Below are 17591 nucleotides of genomic sequence, written 5' to 3' on the forward strand. Positions count from 1 at the left end.
TTATGGCATTTTTTACAACGGCAATTACGACCTTAAAAACATTGGTTTGTGCGATCGGAGCCGGACTTGCAGCCTGGGGAGTGATCAATCTGCTGGAAGGATATGGAACGGACAATCCGGGTGCAAAGTCACAAGGAATAAAACAGTTCATGGCTAATTAAAGGGAACAAAAAGAAAGGAAAAGCCAATCCAGACGGTATCAGCGGCAGGCTACAAGAATAAATTGTGATTTCACAAGATTGGTGCTATAATAAGAGAAAAGTTCCTGCCGGGGCAGCCGCTCCGGTGGTATGGATAGAAAGGCAGGAAAACAATATGCACATCAGCTATAAACCACTCTGGCACACACTATTAGAGCGTGATATGAGAAAAGAGGATTTAAGGCTTGCCGCTGGTATGACAACAAATATGATTGCCAACATGAGCAAAGAGGGAAAGCACATCAGCATGGATACATTAGCCCGTATCTGCGAAACGCTGAATTGTGAGATTACCGATGTGATTGAGTTAGTACCAGACGAGCCTGCTTCCACAGGAGGTAAGGAACATGAGCGAATTGAAACCAAGAATAAAAGAAAACGGAATTGATTATATCCTTGTTGGAGATTACTACATCCCGGACTTGAAGTTGCCGGAGGAACACCGCCCCATCGGAAAGTACGGACGGATGCACCGGGAATATTTAAGAGAAGTCTGCCCAGCCAGATTACACACATTGACCCTGACCGGGGAATTGTGGACATATCTTGCAGACCTGAACGAACAGGCACAGAAACGGTTAGACACCATCATGGAGCAGATGAAAGCTGCCGAGGGCGTGACCGAGGAATTGAAGCGTACCCGTCAAATGGAATGGGTGCAGCGTTGCAATAACATTCACAACCGGGCAGAAGAAATTGTTTTACATGAGATGATTTATTCATAACGGTATGGTAGAATGATTATTACAAATTAGAAGTTGTAAAGGAGACTTTGTATGGGTAGAAAAGAAATAACAACAAAAGAAGATTTAATGAAAGTAATAGAATTATTCGAAAATACTGGAATTACATACTGGTTGGATGGCGGATGGGGTGTAGATATTTTAGCTGGTAAACAAACAAGAATTCATAGAGATATAGATATAAATTTTGATGCTCAACATACGGAAAAATTGTTAAATGTGCTTTTGAATCTGGGCTATAAAATTGATACAGACTGGAAACCGGTTAGAATAGAGTTATATAGTGATGAACTTGGTTACTTAGACATTCACCCGTTCGTTTTAAGTGAGGACGGAACTTCAAAACAAGCTGATTTAGAGGGTGGCTGGTATGAGTTTGAAAAAGATTACTTTGGTAGTGCTTTTTTTGAAGGAAAAACAATTCCTTGTATATCCTTAAAAGGCCAAAGAGTTTTCCATTCAGGTTATGAATTAAGAGATAAAGATAAGCATGATATTTCAATTCTTGAAAGTTTATCAAAATAACATTGCTGTAATTTCTAAGATAAATTCCACTTTATCGCTTTGAAATTTTAACTGAATAAGTATAGCACCAACCGCTGCTACATGGAAGCAAACACAACCATGCAACAGCGGTTTTTCTTTACCGTTTTTTCCTTTGACTGATAGGAGTTCCTGTTTTCTTTGATTTTTGTAGAATCCGAATGAGCCAGCGAAATTCTTCGTCTGACAGATTTTTATAGTTGATGCCGAGCTGCTTGCAGTAAAGGACAACCAGCTTTTCATCCCGACTGCCCTTGAAATTTTCAACCGCTTCCAAATTTTCTTTCAATTCATCGGCAACGGTGGTCTGGGGCGCACTCTCGCTGTCCTTTTTGTGGGCTTCCCGAATATCCCGGATAATGAGATTGAGGTCATCAAGAACCATGTGGCTGAAATATTCATCATCGCTGATATGGGCGGCTTGCAGCACTTTCAAATGCGGGTCGTCTTCGCCGGGGCGATACCGTTCAATGATTTCATGCCGGACAGTATCGACAAGGGCGTTGAGGTTTTGAATCTGCATGGTGGCAATCCCATCTACATAAATCTCAATGTCCGCAAGAAACTTGATAAAGTCCTTATGAGTGGCAAGCTCACAGAGCAGACGGTTGTTAATCCGACCGCCTTTCAGAAGTGCCACCATCTCATCATTCAAATGCAGCTCTGTTAGTGGCGTGTTGATCTGCTCCCGGTTCTCTGTCCGGCACAGCAGATAATCAACGGAAACCCCATAGAAGTCTGCCAGCGTGATAAGGTTGCCATGATTGATTTCCTTATAATCCTCTTTTTCATAACTGCCAAGAGCTGATTTGGAAATGCCCGTCAGCTCTGATAATTCTTCCAGATTTAAGCCTTTGTCCTTGCGGAGTTCCCAAAGGCGTTCCTGTATGCTTGTCGCTCCTTTCATGGGCGCACGCTCCTTTCCGGCGGTTTCATTACTGCCGCTTAACTGGATTATATCATACTTTCCGCAATCGTGGAAATTTCTGATTTTTACCCTTAATTCCTACTTTGTGGACATACGGCACAGGGCACAAAAATGTTCTATGATACAGGTAGTTCATCGATGGATTATTCCAATCGAATGACCAGCCTGTGTGGGATATGCTTCCCCGGCGATGTAGCGCCATGACTTTTGGCAGGGATATGGAGGAACCCTGACCGAAACGAGCGTACCAAAGGGAGCAATACGCCGCTGTGAGATTCAGGGGAGGAACGACACCGGGGAGAACTGGCGAACTGATACCGAAATGATACCGAAACACGACAATCTGATAGGGGGATAGTCTACCCTATTGGCTGATACTTCTGGAGATTTTAGACGGCTCTATGACCGTAATTTTGCCGAAAATCGCCCCGAAACTATACACTAAAACGGGAGGAAACGCAATATGCCGAGAATGAGCAAAAAGAGGAAGCATGAGCTTTCTTTTTACCTCAATGACCGGGGGCGTGTCACTTACAACGAATTATGCCGGAAATGCAAGCATGGGTGCAAGCAGAGCTTCCGGGCGGTTGTGGTTGACTGCCCCCGTTATTTATCCAAAAGAGCAAAGAAAAAGGAGGAACACACCGAATGAATTTTGAATTTATGACGATAGGCACACCGTTGCCGCCCTGTATGCCCTTTCCCAGAGCGTTGACAGGATTTCCAGTCAGCAGCACCGCAAAGGTCATGTACTGCCGGATGTTGGACGCTATGCTATCCAACGGACAGGAGGACGAGAACGGAATCCTGTTTATCTGCTTCCCTGTCACAGCCATTGCCGCAGTCCTGTCCCGCAGCCCCATGACGGTCAAGCGTTCTCTGAATGAACTGGAAACCGCCGGACTGATCATGCGAGTGCGTCAGGGCGTTGGAGAACCAAACAGGATTTATGTGCTGATACCGGGAAAGGAGGACGCTGCCCTTGCCTGATACCTCAAAGCTGGAAAAGCTCAACCGAGAGTTGGAAAAGAGTGAAAAGAAACTGCGGAAAGCCATCAATGATGAAAAGGCATTGCAGCACCAGCTAAAGCAGCTTACCCGAAAAGAACGGACACACCGGCTCTGTACTCGTGGCGGTATGCTGGAAAGTTTTCTGCAAGAGCCGGAACGCCTGACAGATGATGATGTCATGCTGTTGTTGACACTCATTTTTCACAGGCAGGACACGCAGGAACTATTGAAGAAACTGCTGGAACGTGAGAAGCCGGAAACCCCTTAGTTTACTAAGGGCGCAATTATACACCACCCAGAGGTTGGTGCATTGCGTTCTCCGAAGGCTCCTCGCCGGGGGGCTGTGATTTTCCGCAGTCATGGTCTGCTCCAAATCAAACAGGGGACGCTACGCTTCCCCTGCGCTGGCTGCCGCCAGCTACCCTTTTGTGGACTTGCCATCTGGGGAGACCTTGCGCTGCAAGCTGTTCCCAGCCGACAAGTTTCATAAAATATGCTATCTTTTCGATAGGCAATAAAGTATAATAAAGTCAGCAATAAATCGGAATTTTACGGTCAGTAAGGAATGCGTAAAGTTATATGATTGTATTATAAGCGATTTGTTAAATTTTTATAACCACTTGTATTTGCCTGCGATTTATGGTATAATATTTTGAAATTTAGAAAGAGGTGGGAAGATGATTAACTTTTCTTGCAAATAAAATCAAAATATGCGGTAGTGCTATACTTTGGCATTATTGTGTCTATTGCAAGAAAGTTATATGTCTATCTTACTCAATATAGTGCTGTTGCCACTTTTGCTTAGTGGTGTTATTTTATGCTATGACGAGCTGCAAGGATAAACTTTCTTGTGGCTCTTATTTTGTTTTGGAGGTGCTTTATGAATAGTGCAGAACAGATAGTTACACATGATTCACTCCGTATAGTGTCGGTTCCTTTTGGTGAAATCTATACGTAGTAAACATTCACCGAACCGACTTTGTATCGTATGACATGCAAAGGAGGATAATATTTATGTCAATGATTAAAATTGAAAACCTTACGTTTTCATATCCGACAAGTTATGATAATGTTTTTGAAAATGTCAGTTTCCAGGTTGATACCGATTGGAAGCTTGGTTTTGTGGGCAGAAACGGACGAGGTAAAACAACCTTTCTGAATCTTCTGCTTGGGAAATATGAGTATAGTGGAAAAATCCTATCATCCGTACAGTTTGATTATTTTCCTTATCCCGTTTCAGATAAGAATCGTATTACAGAGGATATATTGCAGGAGATTTGCCCACTTGCGGAAGAATGGGAACTTATGCGAGAACTTTCTTATCTTGATGTTGATGTCGATGTGCTTTGGCGACCTTTTGAAACACTTTCCAACGGAGAGCAGACAAAGGTTTTGATTGCCGCTCTTTTTCTTAATGAAGGGCATTTCCTACTGATTGATGAACCTACCAACCATTTGGATGCCAAAGCGAGAAAAAGTGTGGCGGCATATCTGAAAAAGAAAAAGGGATTCATCTTAGTTTCTCACGATCGTCGCTTTCTTGACGATTGTGTTGACTATATTCTATCGATTAACCGAGCGAATATCGAAGTGCAAAGAGGAAACTTTTCATCATGGATGTCAAATTTTGAGCGACAGCAAGAATTTGAACTGGCTCAGAACGAACGTTTGCAAAAGGACATCAGACGATTACAGCAGTCGGCAAAACGCGCTGCAGTATGGTCTGAACGTGTAGAAGCTTCCAAAATTGGGGCAGCAGATAAAGGTTATGTCGGTCATAAAGCCGCCAAAATGATGAAGCGTTCAAAATCTATAGAAGCGAGACAACAACAGACAATCGAACAAAAATCAGCATTGCTGAAAAATATGGAAACCGCAGAAGCCCTCAAGATACAACCGCTTAATTACCATACAGATTTGCTTGCATCATTATCGAATGTAGTAGTTTATTATGATGGCATTTCAGTTTGTGAACCCGTTTCGTTTGAAATAAGACAGGGAGAACGCATTGTGCTTGATGGAAAGAACGGCAGTGGCAAAAGTAGCCTGTTAAAGTTGGTAGTCGGGCAGTCCATAGATTATACGGGTACAGTAACACTTGGCTCTGGGCTTGTAATTTCTTATGTGCCACAGGATACATCGTATTTATGTGGAACCCTTTCCGAGTTTGCAGAAGAAAACAACCTTGATGAAAGTTTGTTCAAGGCAATTCTTAGGAAAATGGACTTTGAGCGTGTACAGTTTGAAAAGGATATTAAAGACTTTTCTGGCGGGCAAAAGAAGAAAGTCCTAATTGCGAAAAGCCTTTGTGAAAAGGCACACTTGTATGTATGGGATGAACCGCTCAACTTTATTGATGTGTACTCACGTATGCAGATTGAACAACTCATAACGGAGTTTGCCCCGACCATGCTCCTGGTAGAACATGACAGTGTTTTTCGAGATACTGTGGCAAGTAAAATTGTGAATATCTAAATTGGTTCTTCCGCAATTTTACGTTTTTCGCTTTAATAAAAATGGAGAATGCTGATTTACACTGGCATTCCAGTATTGAAAAATTACAAAATACGGATAATTGCGTAAGAACCTCTAAATTAAAATAATTGTATGGGTTAATTCCAGCTTTACAGAGACTCAAATTCCAGTTTGTAGAATTAAGAAAATCGTAATTTGTGGAGGTAAAATATAGATGAATCAAGGTAGAATTATTGTAATCACAGGTGCGCCGGGGACAGGAAAAACTACAACGGCATCTGCTGTTGCAAAAGAATCAGATTTGGAAAAGTCTGTGCATATGCACACAGATGACTTTTATCATTATTTGAGTAAAGGGGCAATACCACCGCATTTGCCGGAATCAAATGAGCAAAATTTGATTGTCATTGAAGCGTTTTTAGAAGCTGCGAAGCGATATGCTCGTGGTGGATATGATGTAATTGTTGACGGTATTATCGGACCGTGGTTTTTAAAGCCGTGGCAAAGTCTTGTTCGGGAACATTATGAGGTGCATTATATTATTTTAAGGGCAAGTAAGGAAGAAACCTTGAAGCGAGCTGTTGAACGCTCAAAGTTAGACCGAAAGACAAATATCGAATTGGTAGAAACCATGTGGGAGCAATTTTGCAATCTGGGAATATATGAATCGAATGTTATAGATACGACCACTTATTCCATTCAAGAAACTGTTTCCGCAGTACAAGAAAAAATCGCAAGTAGGGCAGCGTTGTTGTCTTAGATTGTTTTGGTGCAATTCCAGTTTGTTAGCTTTACATCGGGTCAACTTGTCCCGAACTTTTACAACTAAATACCCGCCGCTCACACAGTGGCACACCGAGCAGGAAATCTGAAAAAGGTCTCCTGCTTTTTTTCTGCCCAAAATGAGGTGGTAAAACGCCACCCTATCCACCAATTAGCGAAAGGAGGGACACGAAATGCCTTGTCCACACAACGAAATCACGATTGTTCAGCGCAGCCAGCGGCAGTCTGCGGTTGCCGCCGCTGCTTACCAAAGCGGCGAAAAGCTGTTCTGTGAATACGACCAGCAAGTAAAGCACTACCCGGAAAAGCGTGGTATCGTCCACAATGAAATCCTGCTCCCGGCAAATGCTCCACAGGAATATGCAGACCGCAATACTTTATGGAATGCCGCCGAAGCGGTGGAAAAGCAATGGAACTCCCAGCTTGCAAGGCGGTGGGTGCTTACCATTCCCAGAGAGATACCGCCCGACCAGTACGCTGTCCTTGTACGGGAGTTTTGTGAACAGCAGTTTGTTTCCAAAGGCATGATTGCTGATTTTGCCATCCATGACCCCCATCCGCCGGGACACAATCCCCACGCCCATGTCCTGCTGACCATGCGGGCAATGGATGAACATGGAAAATGGCTTCCCAAGAGCCGCAAGGTTTATGACCTTGACGAGAATGGGGAACGGATAAAGCTGCCGTCCGGCAGGTGGAAAAGCCACAAGGAGGATACGGTGGACTGGAACGACCAGAAGTATTGTGAAATCTGGCGGCATGAATGGGAGGTTATCCAGAACCGCTATCTGGACGCCAATGACCGCCCGGAGCGTGTGGACTTGCGTTCCTATGCCAGACAGGGGCTTGATATAGTCCCCACTGTCCATGAGGGGACTGCTGTCCGGCAGATGGAAAAGCGAGGTATCCAGACGAATATCGGCAACCTGAACCGGGAAATCAGAGCCGCCAACCGCCTGATGAAGTCCATCCGGCAGCTTATCCAAAACCTCAAAGGCTGGATTACCGAGCTGGGAGAAAAACGGAAGGAGCTGCTTGCACAAAAGGCGGCGGAGGAAGCGACACTTCTTCCCAATCTGCTGATGAAGTATATGGAGATACGAAAGGAAGAACGGAAGGACTGGACAAGGGCTGGACAGAACCGGGGAACTTCACAGGACTTAAAGGCAGTCAGCGAAGCCCTGTCCTATCTCCGGCAAAAGGGGCTTTCCACTGTGGAGGACTTAGAAGCGTTTCTGGAATCTTCCGGGAAATCAGCCGCAGATTACCGCAATCAGATGAAGCCAAAGGAAGCCCGGAGCAAAGTGATTGACGGGATTCTTGCCAGCCGGACAGACTGCAAGGAATGTAAGGCTGTCTATGAGAAGTACCAGAAGATATTTTTTAAGAAAATAAAGGGGAAATTCAAACAGGAACACCCGGAGGTTGCCCGGTATGAGAAAGCCGCTGACTACCTTGCCAAGCACCCGGACGATAAGGATAAAACGAAAAATGAGTTGCAACAGGAGCAGGAAACGCTTCTCAGCGAAATCGCAGAGCTGAAAGTACCACTGACCGAGGTACAGGAGGATTTGAAGAAGCTGCGGGACATCCGCTACTGGGTACGGAAAGCCACACCCGGCACAGAGGAAAGCAAAGAGCCGCCCAAGAAGCAGCCCATCAAAGAAGTCTTGCAGGATAAGACTGACGAGAAAAAAGCACAAAGAACCGCCCCGGCACAGGAGAAACACAGACAACAGGATATGGAACTTTAACAGGCACTTGCCATTTTCAATTAGAGAATGTCAGGTGCTTTTCTTATTTTCAAGGAGGGATAGATTTGAATGTATTCGAAGCTGTGAAGCAGTCCGTCACAACAAGACAGGCTGCGGAGTATTATGGAATCCATGTAGGTCGGAACGGGATGGCTTGCTGCCCGTTCCATAACGATAAAACCCCAAGCATGAAGCTGGATCGGCGTTACCATTGCTTCGGCTGCGGTGCGGATGGGGATGTGATTGATTTTGCCGCCGCCCTGTATGGGCTGGGAAAGAAAGAAGCCGCCGTACAGCTGGCACAGGACTTCGGGCTTTCCTATGAGGACTGGAAACCGCCGGGAAAGGTAAAAAAGCCCAAGACCCGGCAGAAATCCCCGGAGGAACAGTTTCAGGAAGCAAAGAATCGCTGCTTCCGTATTCTTGCCGATTATCTCCATCTGCTGATGGCATGGAGAACGGACTACGCCCCGCACTCCCCGGAGGAAGCCTTTCATCCCCGGTTTGTGGAAGCCTTACAGAAGCAAGCCCAAGTGGAATATCTGCTGGATGTGCTGCTGTTCGGGGAAACAGAGGAAAAAGCGGATTTGATTACGGACTACGGAAAGGATGTGATACAGCTTGAACAGCGAATGGCAGAACTTGCAGCCGCAGACGCAGCAAGAACTAAAAAACACTATGAACGCCATGCAGCCGCCCCAGAGCGTTGAGGAAATCAAGGCGGGGCTGGAAACCACCGAGAAAGGCGGTGTCCGTCAGAGCATACGGAACTGCCTGACCGTATTCCAACGTGACCCTCTGCTTTCAGGGGCTATCGCATACAACATCCTGACTGACCGCAAGGACATCATAAAGCCCATCGGTTTTCACAGAGAAAGCACCGCCCTGAACGATACGGACATGAAGTATCTGCTTCTTTATCTGGAAGAAACCTACGGGCTTACCAATGAGAAAAAGATTGATAACGCCATCGGGATTGTGGCGAATGAAAACAAGTACCATCCCATCCGGGACTATCTCAATACCCTTGTGTGGGACGGGACAGAGCGAATCCGCTTCTGCCTGCGGCACTTTCTGGGGGCTGACGCAGACGATTACACCTATGAAGCGTTGAAGCTGTTCCTGCTGGGTGCAATCTCACGAGCCTTTCAGCCGGGGTGCAAGTTTGAAATCATGCTCTGTCTGGTAGGCGGTCAGGGGGCTGGAAAGTCCACCTTCTTCCGGCTGCTGGCAGTCCGGGACGAGTGGTTCTCCGATGATTTGCGGAAGCTGGACGATGACAATGTGTACCGCAAGCTGCAAGGTCACTGGATTATTGAAATGTCGGAAATGATGGCAACCGCCAACGCCAAGAGCATTGAGGAAATCAAGTCATTTTTAAGCCGGCAGAAAGAGGTCTACAAGATACCTTATGAAACCCACCCGGCAGACCGCCCCCGTCAGTGCGTGTTTGGCGGCACTTCCAATGCCCTTGACTTCCTGCCCCTTGACCGTTCCGGCAACCGCCGCTTTATCCCGGTCATGGTGTACCCGGAGCAGGCGGAAGTTCACATTTTGGAGGATGAAGCCGCTTCCAGAGCCTATATCGGGCAGATGTGGGCGGAAGCGATGGAGATTTATAAAAGCGGCAGGTTCAAGCTGGCTTTCAGCCCCGCCATGCAGCGGTATCTCAAAGAACACCAGCGGGATTTTATGCCGGAGGACACCAAAGCCGGGATGATACAGGCGTATCTTGATAAATACACCGGGAGCATGGTCTGCTCCAAGCAGCTCTATAAGGAAGCCTTGAACCATGCTTTTGACGAGCCGAAGCAATGGGAAATCCGGGAAATCAACGAGATTATGAACCAGTGCATTTCCAGCTGGCGGTACTTCCCAAACCCAAGAATGTTTTCCGAATATGGCAGACAAAAGGGCTGGGAGCGTGAAAACCCGGCAACGGACTCCGGCAACCCGTCTGAAAAAACGATGGACGGTTTTGTGGAGGTCACAGAACAGATGGAGCTTCCATTCTGAAAAGGACAGCCCGTTGCACCCCCTGTTGTTATCCCGTTGCCGAGCCGGTTGCCGGGAAAAACCCCTTATTTCCGGGCTTTTCTCCCTTATAACAACCAAAACAACAAAAAAATAAAAGAAAAGTATAAATAGTAACCATCGCCAGATTGAGATTGTTTGCAAGGTCTTTTGAAGTCCGTTGCCGGACTTCGTTGCCGACACCCTCTGTCTGGCTATTTTCATGTATGGAGGATAACTGCCTATGGCAAAAAACAAAACAGAGATTCATGTGACCACTGTATTTGACGGGGAGCTTGACGCCACTGATGTGTTCGTCAGCCTGATTTCCCAGAAATACGGAAAGACAAATGCAAAAGAATATCTTGCTAAAAAGAAAGATATAGGCTATAATGAAGATGAGGTTCAAAAGAGCCAGATACCGTCTGGATTGTGTGGGTAAATGGCTATGATGAACGAAATGGAATACAGAACAATCGGTTCGGCACTTGCCGGGGGTTATCGTGCGGCGGTCTATTGCAGGCTGTCAAAGGACGATGACCTGCAAGGCGAAAGTGCCAGTATCGCAAACCAGCGTGATATGCTGGAAAAATACTGCGAAAAGCAGGGATGGGAGGTTGTGGCAGTCTATCAGGACGATGGCTTCACAGGTCTTAACATGGAGCGTCCTGACCTACAGAGAATGTTGAGAGCCATTGAGCGCAGGCAGATCAACCTTGTCATCACGAAAGACCTCAGCCGACTGGGGCGTAATTATCTGCAAACCGGGCATTTGATTGAGGACTTTTTCCCAAGAAACGGTGTCCGCTATATCGCCATGAATGACGGCATCGACACCCTGCGGGATAACAACGACATTGCCCCGTTCAAGAATATCCTGAACGAGATGTACAGCAAGGATATTTCCAAGAAAGTCCATTCCTCTTATCTTCTGAAAGCGCAGAAAGGACAGTTTACCGGGTGTCTTGCCCCGTTTGGGTATCGGAAAGACCCGGAGGACAAAAACCATCTGCTCATTGACGAGGAAACCGCCCCGATTGTGCGGCTGATTTTCGGATATGCCCTGAACGGTCATGGTCCGAACTATATCCGCAGACGGCTGGAGAAAGAAAAAATCCCCTGCCCTACATGGTGGAACCGGGAACGGGGGCTTCGCAATACCCGCACCAAATGGGAAAAGAAAGACCCAGAAAACGGGCGGTATATGTGGGACTTCTCCGTTATCAAAGACCTTTTGATGAATCCCGTCTACACCGGGGCGATTGCTTCCCAGAAAAAGGACTACCGCTTCAAAATCGGCACGATTGGGGAAAAGAAGCCGGAGGACTGGATTGTGGTGGAGGGACAGCATGAACCGCTGATTGACAGCATGAGCTTTGACATTGTGCAGAACAAGCTGAAATCCCGCCAGCGTCCGGGGCAGACCAATGAAATCAGCCTGTTTGCCGGACTGTTAAAATGCGGCGAGTGTGGGAAGTCGCTGACGGTACGCTACACAAACGCTAAACATCCCCAGCGGATTTACTCCTGCAAGACCTACAATGCCTTTGGAAAGAACCACTGCACCCAGCACCGGATTGATTATGACACCCTTTACAGCCATGTGCTGCGGAAAATCCGGGAATGTGCCAGAGCTGCCCTGATGGACGGGGAAGCGGTTGCCGACCGCCTGACCAATACCTGTGAAGCCGAGCAGCGGGAACAGCGGGAAGCAATGGAACGCTCCCTTACAAGGGACGAGGAACGGATTGAGGTTCTGGACAAAATGGTCATGCGGCTTTATGAGGATATGATTGCAGGGCGTATCAGTGAGCAGAATTTCAACACCATGCTGGAAAAGACACAGACCGAGCAGACGGAGCTTAAAACAAAAGTGTCCGAGGGCAGAAAGCGGCTGTCCGATGAAGTCCAGCTTGCCAATGATGCAAAACAATGGGTGGAAGCCATTCAGGAATACGCCAACATCACAGAGCTGGACGCAGCCACCCTCAACCGCTTAATCAAAGAAATCGTTGTGCATGAGCGCATTGACGAAGATAAAACAAGACACATTTCTATCGAAATTCATTTTAATCTCAAACCCATCCCGGAGGTGGAACAGGTCACTGCCTGACCTGTCCCGCCGGGACGGTTCTCTTAACAACACCATATAGATTTTTTGTACGCCGCCGCCCGCCATCGAGCAGAGTTTTTACACCTAATTGGGGATGAAACAGTTGATGGCGGGCGGTGGCATCGTACTGATTGGAATAAACCTGATTCCACAGCTTGCAACTTTGTTTGGATAAATAAATGGGTGGAATAACCGAAAAAATAACAGAGTTCATAAAGGATCTGCTAACAGGCTGGATCACATCAAACCTGGATACCATGTTCACCGATGTAAATACCAAAGTAGAAACGATTGCTACAGAGGTTGGGAAAACACCCCAAAATTGGAACAGTGGCATTTTTTCCATGATAAAAAATCTGTCGGATAATGTCATTGTCCCCATTGCGGGGATGATTATTACATTTGTACTGTGTTATGAGCTGATTTCCATGATTATGGAAAAAAACAATATGCACGATACGGATACGTTTATGTTTTTCAAATACATTTTCAAGATGTGGGTAGCGGTATATCTGGTTACTCATACTTTTGATATTGCGATGGCAATTTTTGATGTAGCGAATCATGTGGTATCTAATGCTGGCGGTATGATAACCGGTTCTGCATCTATTGATGTTACAGAAGCATTGAAAACACTTCTTGAAACGCAGATTGAAGATATGGGAATCGGAGAATTACTGGGGCTTGGTCTGGAAACGATGCTGGTCAGTTTATGCCTAAAAATCATATCAGTCCTGATTACCGTCATTTTATATGGACGAATGATAGAAATATATCTTTATGTCTCTGTGGCACCTATTCCGTTTTCAACATTTACGAACAGGGAATGGGGAAGTATTGGAAATAATTACGTGAAGGCATTATTAGCGTTGGGATTCCAGGGATTTTTTATGATGGTATGTGTTGCGATTTATGCAGTTCTGGTAAATGCTATTACAGTTGCGGATAATCTTCATACAGCTATCTGGTCAGTTGCAGCATATACAGTTATTTTATGTTTCAGCCTGTTTAAGACCAGTTCCCTGGCAAAATCAATCTTCAATGCACATTAGGAGGAAACAAGAATATGGCATATGTTCCAGTGCCGAAAGATTTTTCAAAAATAAAGACAAAATTAGCACTGAATTTAACTAAAAGACAAATTATATGTTTTTCTCTGGCAGGAATTTGTGGGGTTCCGGTCTATTTGCTGACAAAAGCAGGACTGGGAACAGATGTGGCAGCAACGCTTATGATCATAGTGATGCTGCCATTTTTCTTTTTTGCAATGTATGAAAAGGATGGATTTCCAGCAGAGAAAATACTGCTTCACATTATCCGGCAGAAATTTTTAAGACCTGGAATCAGGGTCTATCGTTCAAAAAACTTATATGATCGGATTATAGAGTACGATAAATTAGAGAAAGAGGGTGCATGGCTTGAGAAAAAGGCAAAAGAAGCCAGGGAAGCGAGAAATCCGTTCCATTTCTTTAAAAAAGCAGACCGAAAAAAATAAGAAACAGAAAACCGGACTTACGAAAGAGGAAAAAAAGCGTCTGAAAGAACTTCGGATGATAAAAGCGGAGAATCAGAAGAAGAGGAAGCCTTTTACAGCGCAGGATACGATTCCATATAAGGAAATATATAAGGATGGTATCTGCAGAACGGATGATAACTATTATTCAAAAATGGTGCAGTTCTACGATATAAATTACCAGTTAGCGCAGAATGATGATAAAGCGGCTATTTTTGAGAACTATTGTGAGTTCCTAAATTCATTTGACAGCTCTGTTGAGGTACAAATTACATTTCTTAATCAACAGGTGAATTTTGATGAGTATGCAAAAAATATTGATATTCCAGAGCAGGATGACTGTTTCAATGATATCCGGAAAGAATATTCGGATATGTTGAAAATGCAGCTTTCCAAAGGAAATAACGGGCTTGTAAAAACAAAATATATCACATTTTCCATTAAAGCGGATAATCTGCGAAATGCAAAATCCAGGCTGGAGAGAATTGAAGCCAGTGTGTTGAATAATTTTAAGGTGATGGGAGCCATGGCAGAGCCTTTAAATGGAGTAGAACGTCTGAAAATTCTGCATGATGTGATGAATATGGACACAAAAGAATCTTTCCATTTCCATTATGGGATGGTTGCAAAAACAGGTCTGCAGACAAAAGACTTTATTGCACCTACCGGATTTGATTTTCGCAATGACAGCTATTTTCGGATGGGACAGACTTTTGGATGCGTGTCATATTTACAGATTACATCACCAGAACTTACGGATAAACTGCTGGCAGATCTGCTGGATCTGGAAGAGAATCTTATCATCAATATGCACTTGCGTCCCATTGATCCCAAGGCAGCTATTAAAAGTCTGAAAAGTACGCTGTCAAATATTCAGAAAATGAAAATTGAAGAACAGAAGAAAGCGGTCAGAAGCGGATATGATATGGATATTATTCCAACGGACATTTCTACATACGGAGAGGATGTGGAGGGATTGCTCAATGAAATCCAGTCCAGAAATGAGAAACTTTTTGAACTTACTTTTTTGCTGATGAATACAGCGGATAATAAGAGAAAACTGGACAATATTGTGTATCAGACGGCAGGAATTGCCCAGAAATATAATTGTAATATACGGAGACTTCAATATCAGCAGGAACAGGGACTTGTGGCATCACTGCCACTGGGAATGAACCAGACTGGAATACAGAGAATTATGACTACGACTTCTACAGCAATCTTTGTTCCGTTTACCACACAGGAACTTTTCCAAGGCGGTGAAGCTCTTTACTATGGCTTAAATGCACTGTCAAACAATCTCATTATGGTGGATCGGAAACGATTGAAAACACCTAACGGCCTGATTTTGGGTACTCCTGGTTCCGGTAAGAGTTTTGCAACGAAAAGAGAAATTCTCAATGTTTTCCTGATTACAGACGATGACATTATTATCTGTGACCCGGAGGGAGAATATTTTCCGCTGGTAAATGCCTTAAATGGTGAAGTTATTAAAATCAGTGCAAAAAGTAATGATTACATCAATCCTATGGAAGTGAACCTGGATGTTATTTATCATCCGGAGAAATACAGGATTAATGGCGATGTGGAGGATATTGATACCATTATTGCTGATAAAGCAGAGTTTATCACATCTTTCTGCGAGGTCATTATGAAGAAACCTCAAAATGCAGAATTAAATGGTGATGAGGTTTCCATGATTGACCTGTGTGTAAAAGACATTTATAAAAAATATCTTTACAATGATCCAAAACCGGAAAATATGCCGACTTTGCAGGATTTCTATGAACGTCTGAACTTTTATGCACCAGATAAACCAGCAGCACAGAACATTGCCAACAGTCTGCAGTTGTATGTAACAGGATCGCAGAATGTATTTAACCATCGAAGTAATGTCGATACGCAGAACAGAGTGGTATGCTTTGATATCCGGGAACTTGGAACCACATTACGAAAAGCAGGGATGTTGATTGTCCAGCATATGGTTTGGACAAGAGTATCACAGAACCGCAGTCGCAGGAAATCAACCCGTTATTATGTGGATGAATTTCACCGGACGAGACGTTCCGCTTGTTGAATAGACAGCGGGGTCAGTAGCCGTCCGTAAAAAGAAAAAGCTACTGATACAACTGATATGGTGTTGTTCAAATGAAGGGGTAACGCCCTGAAGGGACACACGTAAACTCCCTACAGCGTGATAGTTGTGCAAAAGCTATCGGGTTGTCAAAAGTTAGGGTGAAGAGCAAAAAGCAGGTCCTAACAGGTAAGGCTGAGGAAAGATTCACAGAGGTGTGGGTTGCCTGTGATTATGTAGTGAAGCTGTATATGGTGAGTATCCACGGAAGTGGGGACGAACTGACGATTTAAAGAGTCTAAAATTCGAATGCGTTGAAAAGCGCATGCCAACGGTTTGGCGCTGATTACCGAAAAGTAACTGGGTGGAAGTGAAAGTCGGAGCATTGTTACAGGCAATGGAAATTAGCAGGCTCAAAGGAGGCACCTAAGTACAGTATATTGCACCATATTGGAACGTCGAAAGCAATGAACAGTGAGCAGTTGCACATGCTATGACCTGTTGGTAAGGAAAGCACACTGTATAACTTACCTTTATCGTTGTGAGAGCGGAGGCACGAGCGACGAAGCTCCTGTAATGGGAGTGGAGCAATAGCCTCTAGTGGGACGACTGGTCTGTCTGCCAGTCGACAAAACAAGTTTAATAAAGTAATGCAGTTAACATTCATAGGTTCGAGTATGACTAAGAGAAACAAGTCTTGCGAGAGTGAGGTGATGTTGACTATGCAAAGAAAGGAATTGTTAAAGAAAAGTGCTATCCGTCATGCTGAGTATTACGGCATGGTCGAAGTACAGGATGCATTATATGCGGATAGTGCGAACAAAAAGATTTTCACGGATCTGATAAGTATTATCGGTTCAGATGCCAATATCAAAATGGCATATCGTAATCTCAAATCAAACAAAGGAAGCAACACGCCTGGTGTCGACGGTAAGACCTTTAAGGACTTAGCTGAGATGTCAGAGGAAGCATTGGTTCGATGCGTTAGGGACAAAATCCTTAACTATCAACCCAAAGCGGTCAGAAGGGTGTATATCCCAAAGCCGAATGGAAAAATGCGACCATTAGGAATTCCTACTGTAATAGATAGGATTGTACAACAAAGCGTATTGCAGGTTATGGAGCCTATATGCGAAGCCAAGTTTTATCGGCACAGCTATGGTTTCAGACCGAATCGTAGCACTAAGAATGCCGTTGCCGTGTGTTACAAACTGGCGCAGGTGGACGGATTCCACTATGTAGTTGATGTAGATATCAAGGGATTCTTTGATAACGTTGACCATGGGAAGCTACTGAAACAGATATGGACGTTGGGAATTCGGGATAAAAGTGTTATCCGGCATTTTATCTGGTCCTAAACCATACCGCATTCAATCAAATTAAAAAGAGGCACAGCATAAATTATTCTGATGGATTTTACATCGGATTGCTTTACGCTGTG

Annotated in this window: 19 protein-coding genes and 1 pseudogene; 19 read left to right on the top strand and 1 reads right to left on the bottom strand. The window is 44.7% G+C overall.

Annotated elements, in window-relative coordinates; genetic code table 11:
* The first annotated feature begins 2 nt into the window (after positions 1-2).
* From ACTNEW_RS09955 to ACTNEW_RS09970, 4 genes are all read left to right on the top strand, one after another.
* Positions 3-161, top strand: a complete 159-nt coding sequence (locus tag ACTNEW_RS09955) for a Maff2 family mobile element protein (RefSeq protein ID WP_005426591.1) — start codon at positions 3-5, stop codon at positions 159-161.
* A 154-nt stretch (positions 162-315) separates the two neighbouring features.
* Positions 316-588 carry a helix-turn-helix domain-containing protein gene (locus ACTNEW_RS09960; RefSeq protein ID WP_002584334.1) on the top strand — a complete coding sequence of 91 codons (273 nt, stop codon included), beginning with the start codon at positions 316-318 and terminating at the stop codon, positions 586-588.
* A complete protein-coding gene (locus tag ACTNEW_RS09965; RefSeq protein WP_002584333.1) occupies positions 548-925 on the top strand; it encodes a TnpV protein in 378 nt (125 codons plus the stop codon). The genes ACTNEW_RS09960 and ACTNEW_RS09965 overlap by 41 nt, the downstream gene beginning before the upstream one ends.
* Positions 926-976: 51 nt before the next feature.
* Entirely contained in the window at positions 977-1468 is a 492-nt protein-coding gene (locus ACTNEW_RS09970) for a nucleotidyltransferase domain-containing protein (protein WP_002584332.1), read from the top strand.
* A 118-nt stretch (positions 1469-1586) separates the two neighbouring features.
* Here the strand turns inward: ACTNEW_RS09970 and ACTNEW_RS09975 are convergent, their stop codons facing one another.
* Positions 1587-2393: a helix-turn-helix domain-containing protein gene (locus ACTNEW_RS09975; RefSeq protein ID WP_002584331.1), complete on the bottom strand. Its 807-nt coding sequence runs from the start codon at positions 2391-2393 to the stop codon at positions 1587-1589.
* 484 nt (positions 2394-2877) lie between these two features.
* On the opposite strand from ACTNEW_RS09975, the gene ACTNEW_RS09980 reads away from it, so the two are divergent.
* The 15 genes and pseudogenes from ACTNEW_RS09980 to ACTNEW_RS10050 all read left to right on the top strand — a co-directional run bounded on the left by ACTNEW_RS09980 (position 2878) and on the right by ACTNEW_RS10050 (position 17508).
* Complete coding sequence (locus tag ACTNEW_RS09980; RefSeq protein WP_002584330.1) at positions 2878-3066, top strand: hypothetical protein; 189 nt, start codon at positions 2878-2880, stop codon at positions 3064-3066.
* On the top strand, positions 3063-3404 hold the full coding sequence (locus ACTNEW_RS09985) for a DeoR family transcriptional regulator (RefSeq protein ID WP_002584329.1): 342 nt from the start codon (positions 3063-3065) through the stop codon (positions 3402-3404). The genes ACTNEW_RS09980 and ACTNEW_RS09985 overlap by 4 nt, the downstream gene beginning before the upstream one ends.
* Positions 3397-3693 carry a DUF3847 domain-containing protein gene (locus ACTNEW_RS09990; protein ID WP_002584328.1) on the top strand — a complete coding sequence of 99 codons (297 nt, stop codon included), beginning with the start codon at positions 3397-3399 and terminating at the stop codon, positions 3691-3693. The genes ACTNEW_RS09985 and ACTNEW_RS09990 overlap by 8 nt, the downstream gene beginning before the upstream one ends.
* A gap of 746 nt (positions 3694-4439) precedes the next feature.
* The gene (locus ACTNEW_RS09995; RefSeq protein ID WP_002584327.1) at positions 4440-5900 is read left to right on the top strand and encodes an Lsa family ABC-F type ribosomal protection protein; all 1461 of its coding nucleotides are present in this window, start codon (positions 4440-4442) and stop codon (positions 5898-5900) included.
* Between the two features lie 214 nt (positions 5901-6114).
* Positions 6115-6660 (top strand): AAA family ATPase, encoded by a 546-nt coding sequence (locus ACTNEW_RS10000; protein ID WP_002584326.1) that lies wholly within the window; start codon positions 6115-6117, stop codon positions 6658-6660.
* A gap of 196 nt (positions 6661-6856) precedes the next feature.
* Positions 6857-8437, top strand: a complete 1581-nt coding sequence (gene mobQ, locus ACTNEW_RS10005) for a MobQ family relaxase (RefSeq protein WP_002584325.1) — start codon at positions 6857-6859, stop codon at positions 8435-8437.
* Positions 8438-8502: 65 nt separating this feature from the next.
* Positions 8503-9147, top strand: a complete 645-nt coding sequence (locus tag ACTNEW_RS10010; protein ID WP_002584324.1) for a CHC2 zinc finger domain-containing protein — start codon at positions 8503-8505, stop codon at positions 9145-9147.
* Positions 9116-10453: a virulence-associated E family protein gene (locus tag ACTNEW_RS10015; RefSeq protein WP_002584323.1), complete on the top strand. Its 1338-nt coding sequence runs from the start codon at positions 9116-9118 to the stop codon at positions 10451-10453. The genes ACTNEW_RS10010 and ACTNEW_RS10015 overlap by 32 nt, the downstream gene beginning before the upstream one ends.
* 241 nt (positions 10454-10694) lie before the next feature.
* On the top strand, positions 10695-10892 hold the full coding sequence (locus ACTNEW_RS10020; RefSeq protein WP_002592708.1) for a hypothetical protein: 198 nt from the start codon (positions 10695-10697) through the stop codon (positions 10890-10892).
* On the top strand, positions 10893-12563 hold the full coding sequence (locus ACTNEW_RS10025) for a recombinase family protein (RefSeq protein WP_002584321.1): 1671 nt from the start codon (positions 10893-10895) through the stop codon (positions 12561-12563).
* A gap of 91 nt (positions 12564-12654) precedes the next feature.
* Positions 12655-12738: pseudogene (locus tag ACTNEW_RS10030) on the top strand (Maff2 family mobile element protein); the annotation flags it as partial.
* A gap of 4 nt (positions 12739-12742) precedes the next feature.
* Positions 12743-13615: a VirB6/TrbL-like conjugal transfer protein, CD1112 family gene (locus ACTNEW_RS10035; RefSeq protein WP_005426566.1), complete on the top strand. Its 873-nt coding sequence runs from the start codon at positions 12743-12745 to the stop codon at positions 13613-13615.
* Positions 13616-13629: 14 nt separating this feature from the next.
* Positions 13630-14058, top strand: a complete 429-nt coding sequence (locus tag ACTNEW_RS10040) for a PrgI family protein (RefSeq protein WP_173727760.1) — start codon at positions 13630-13632, stop codon at positions 14056-14058.
* Positions 13982-16153, top strand: coding sequence for a VirB4-like conjugal transfer ATPase, CD1110 family (locus ACTNEW_RS10045; RefSeq protein WP_092070303.1), 2172 nt, complete (start codon positions 13982-13984; stop codon positions 16151-16153). Before ACTNEW_RS10040 ends, ACTNEW_RS10045 begins: the two co-directional genes overlap by 77 nt.
* Before the next feature lie 719 nt (positions 16154-16872).
* A complete protein-coding gene (locus ACTNEW_RS10050) occupies positions 16873-17508 on the top strand; it encodes a reverse transcriptase domain-containing protein (protein WP_441060448.1) in 636 nt (211 codons plus the stop codon).
* Positions 17509-17591 lie beyond the last annotated feature (83 nt).

Source organism: Blautia sp. HCP3S3_G3, from assembly GCF_052063365.1.
Lineage (GTDB): Bacteria > Bacillota > Clostridia > Lachnospirales > Lachnospiraceae > Blautia_A.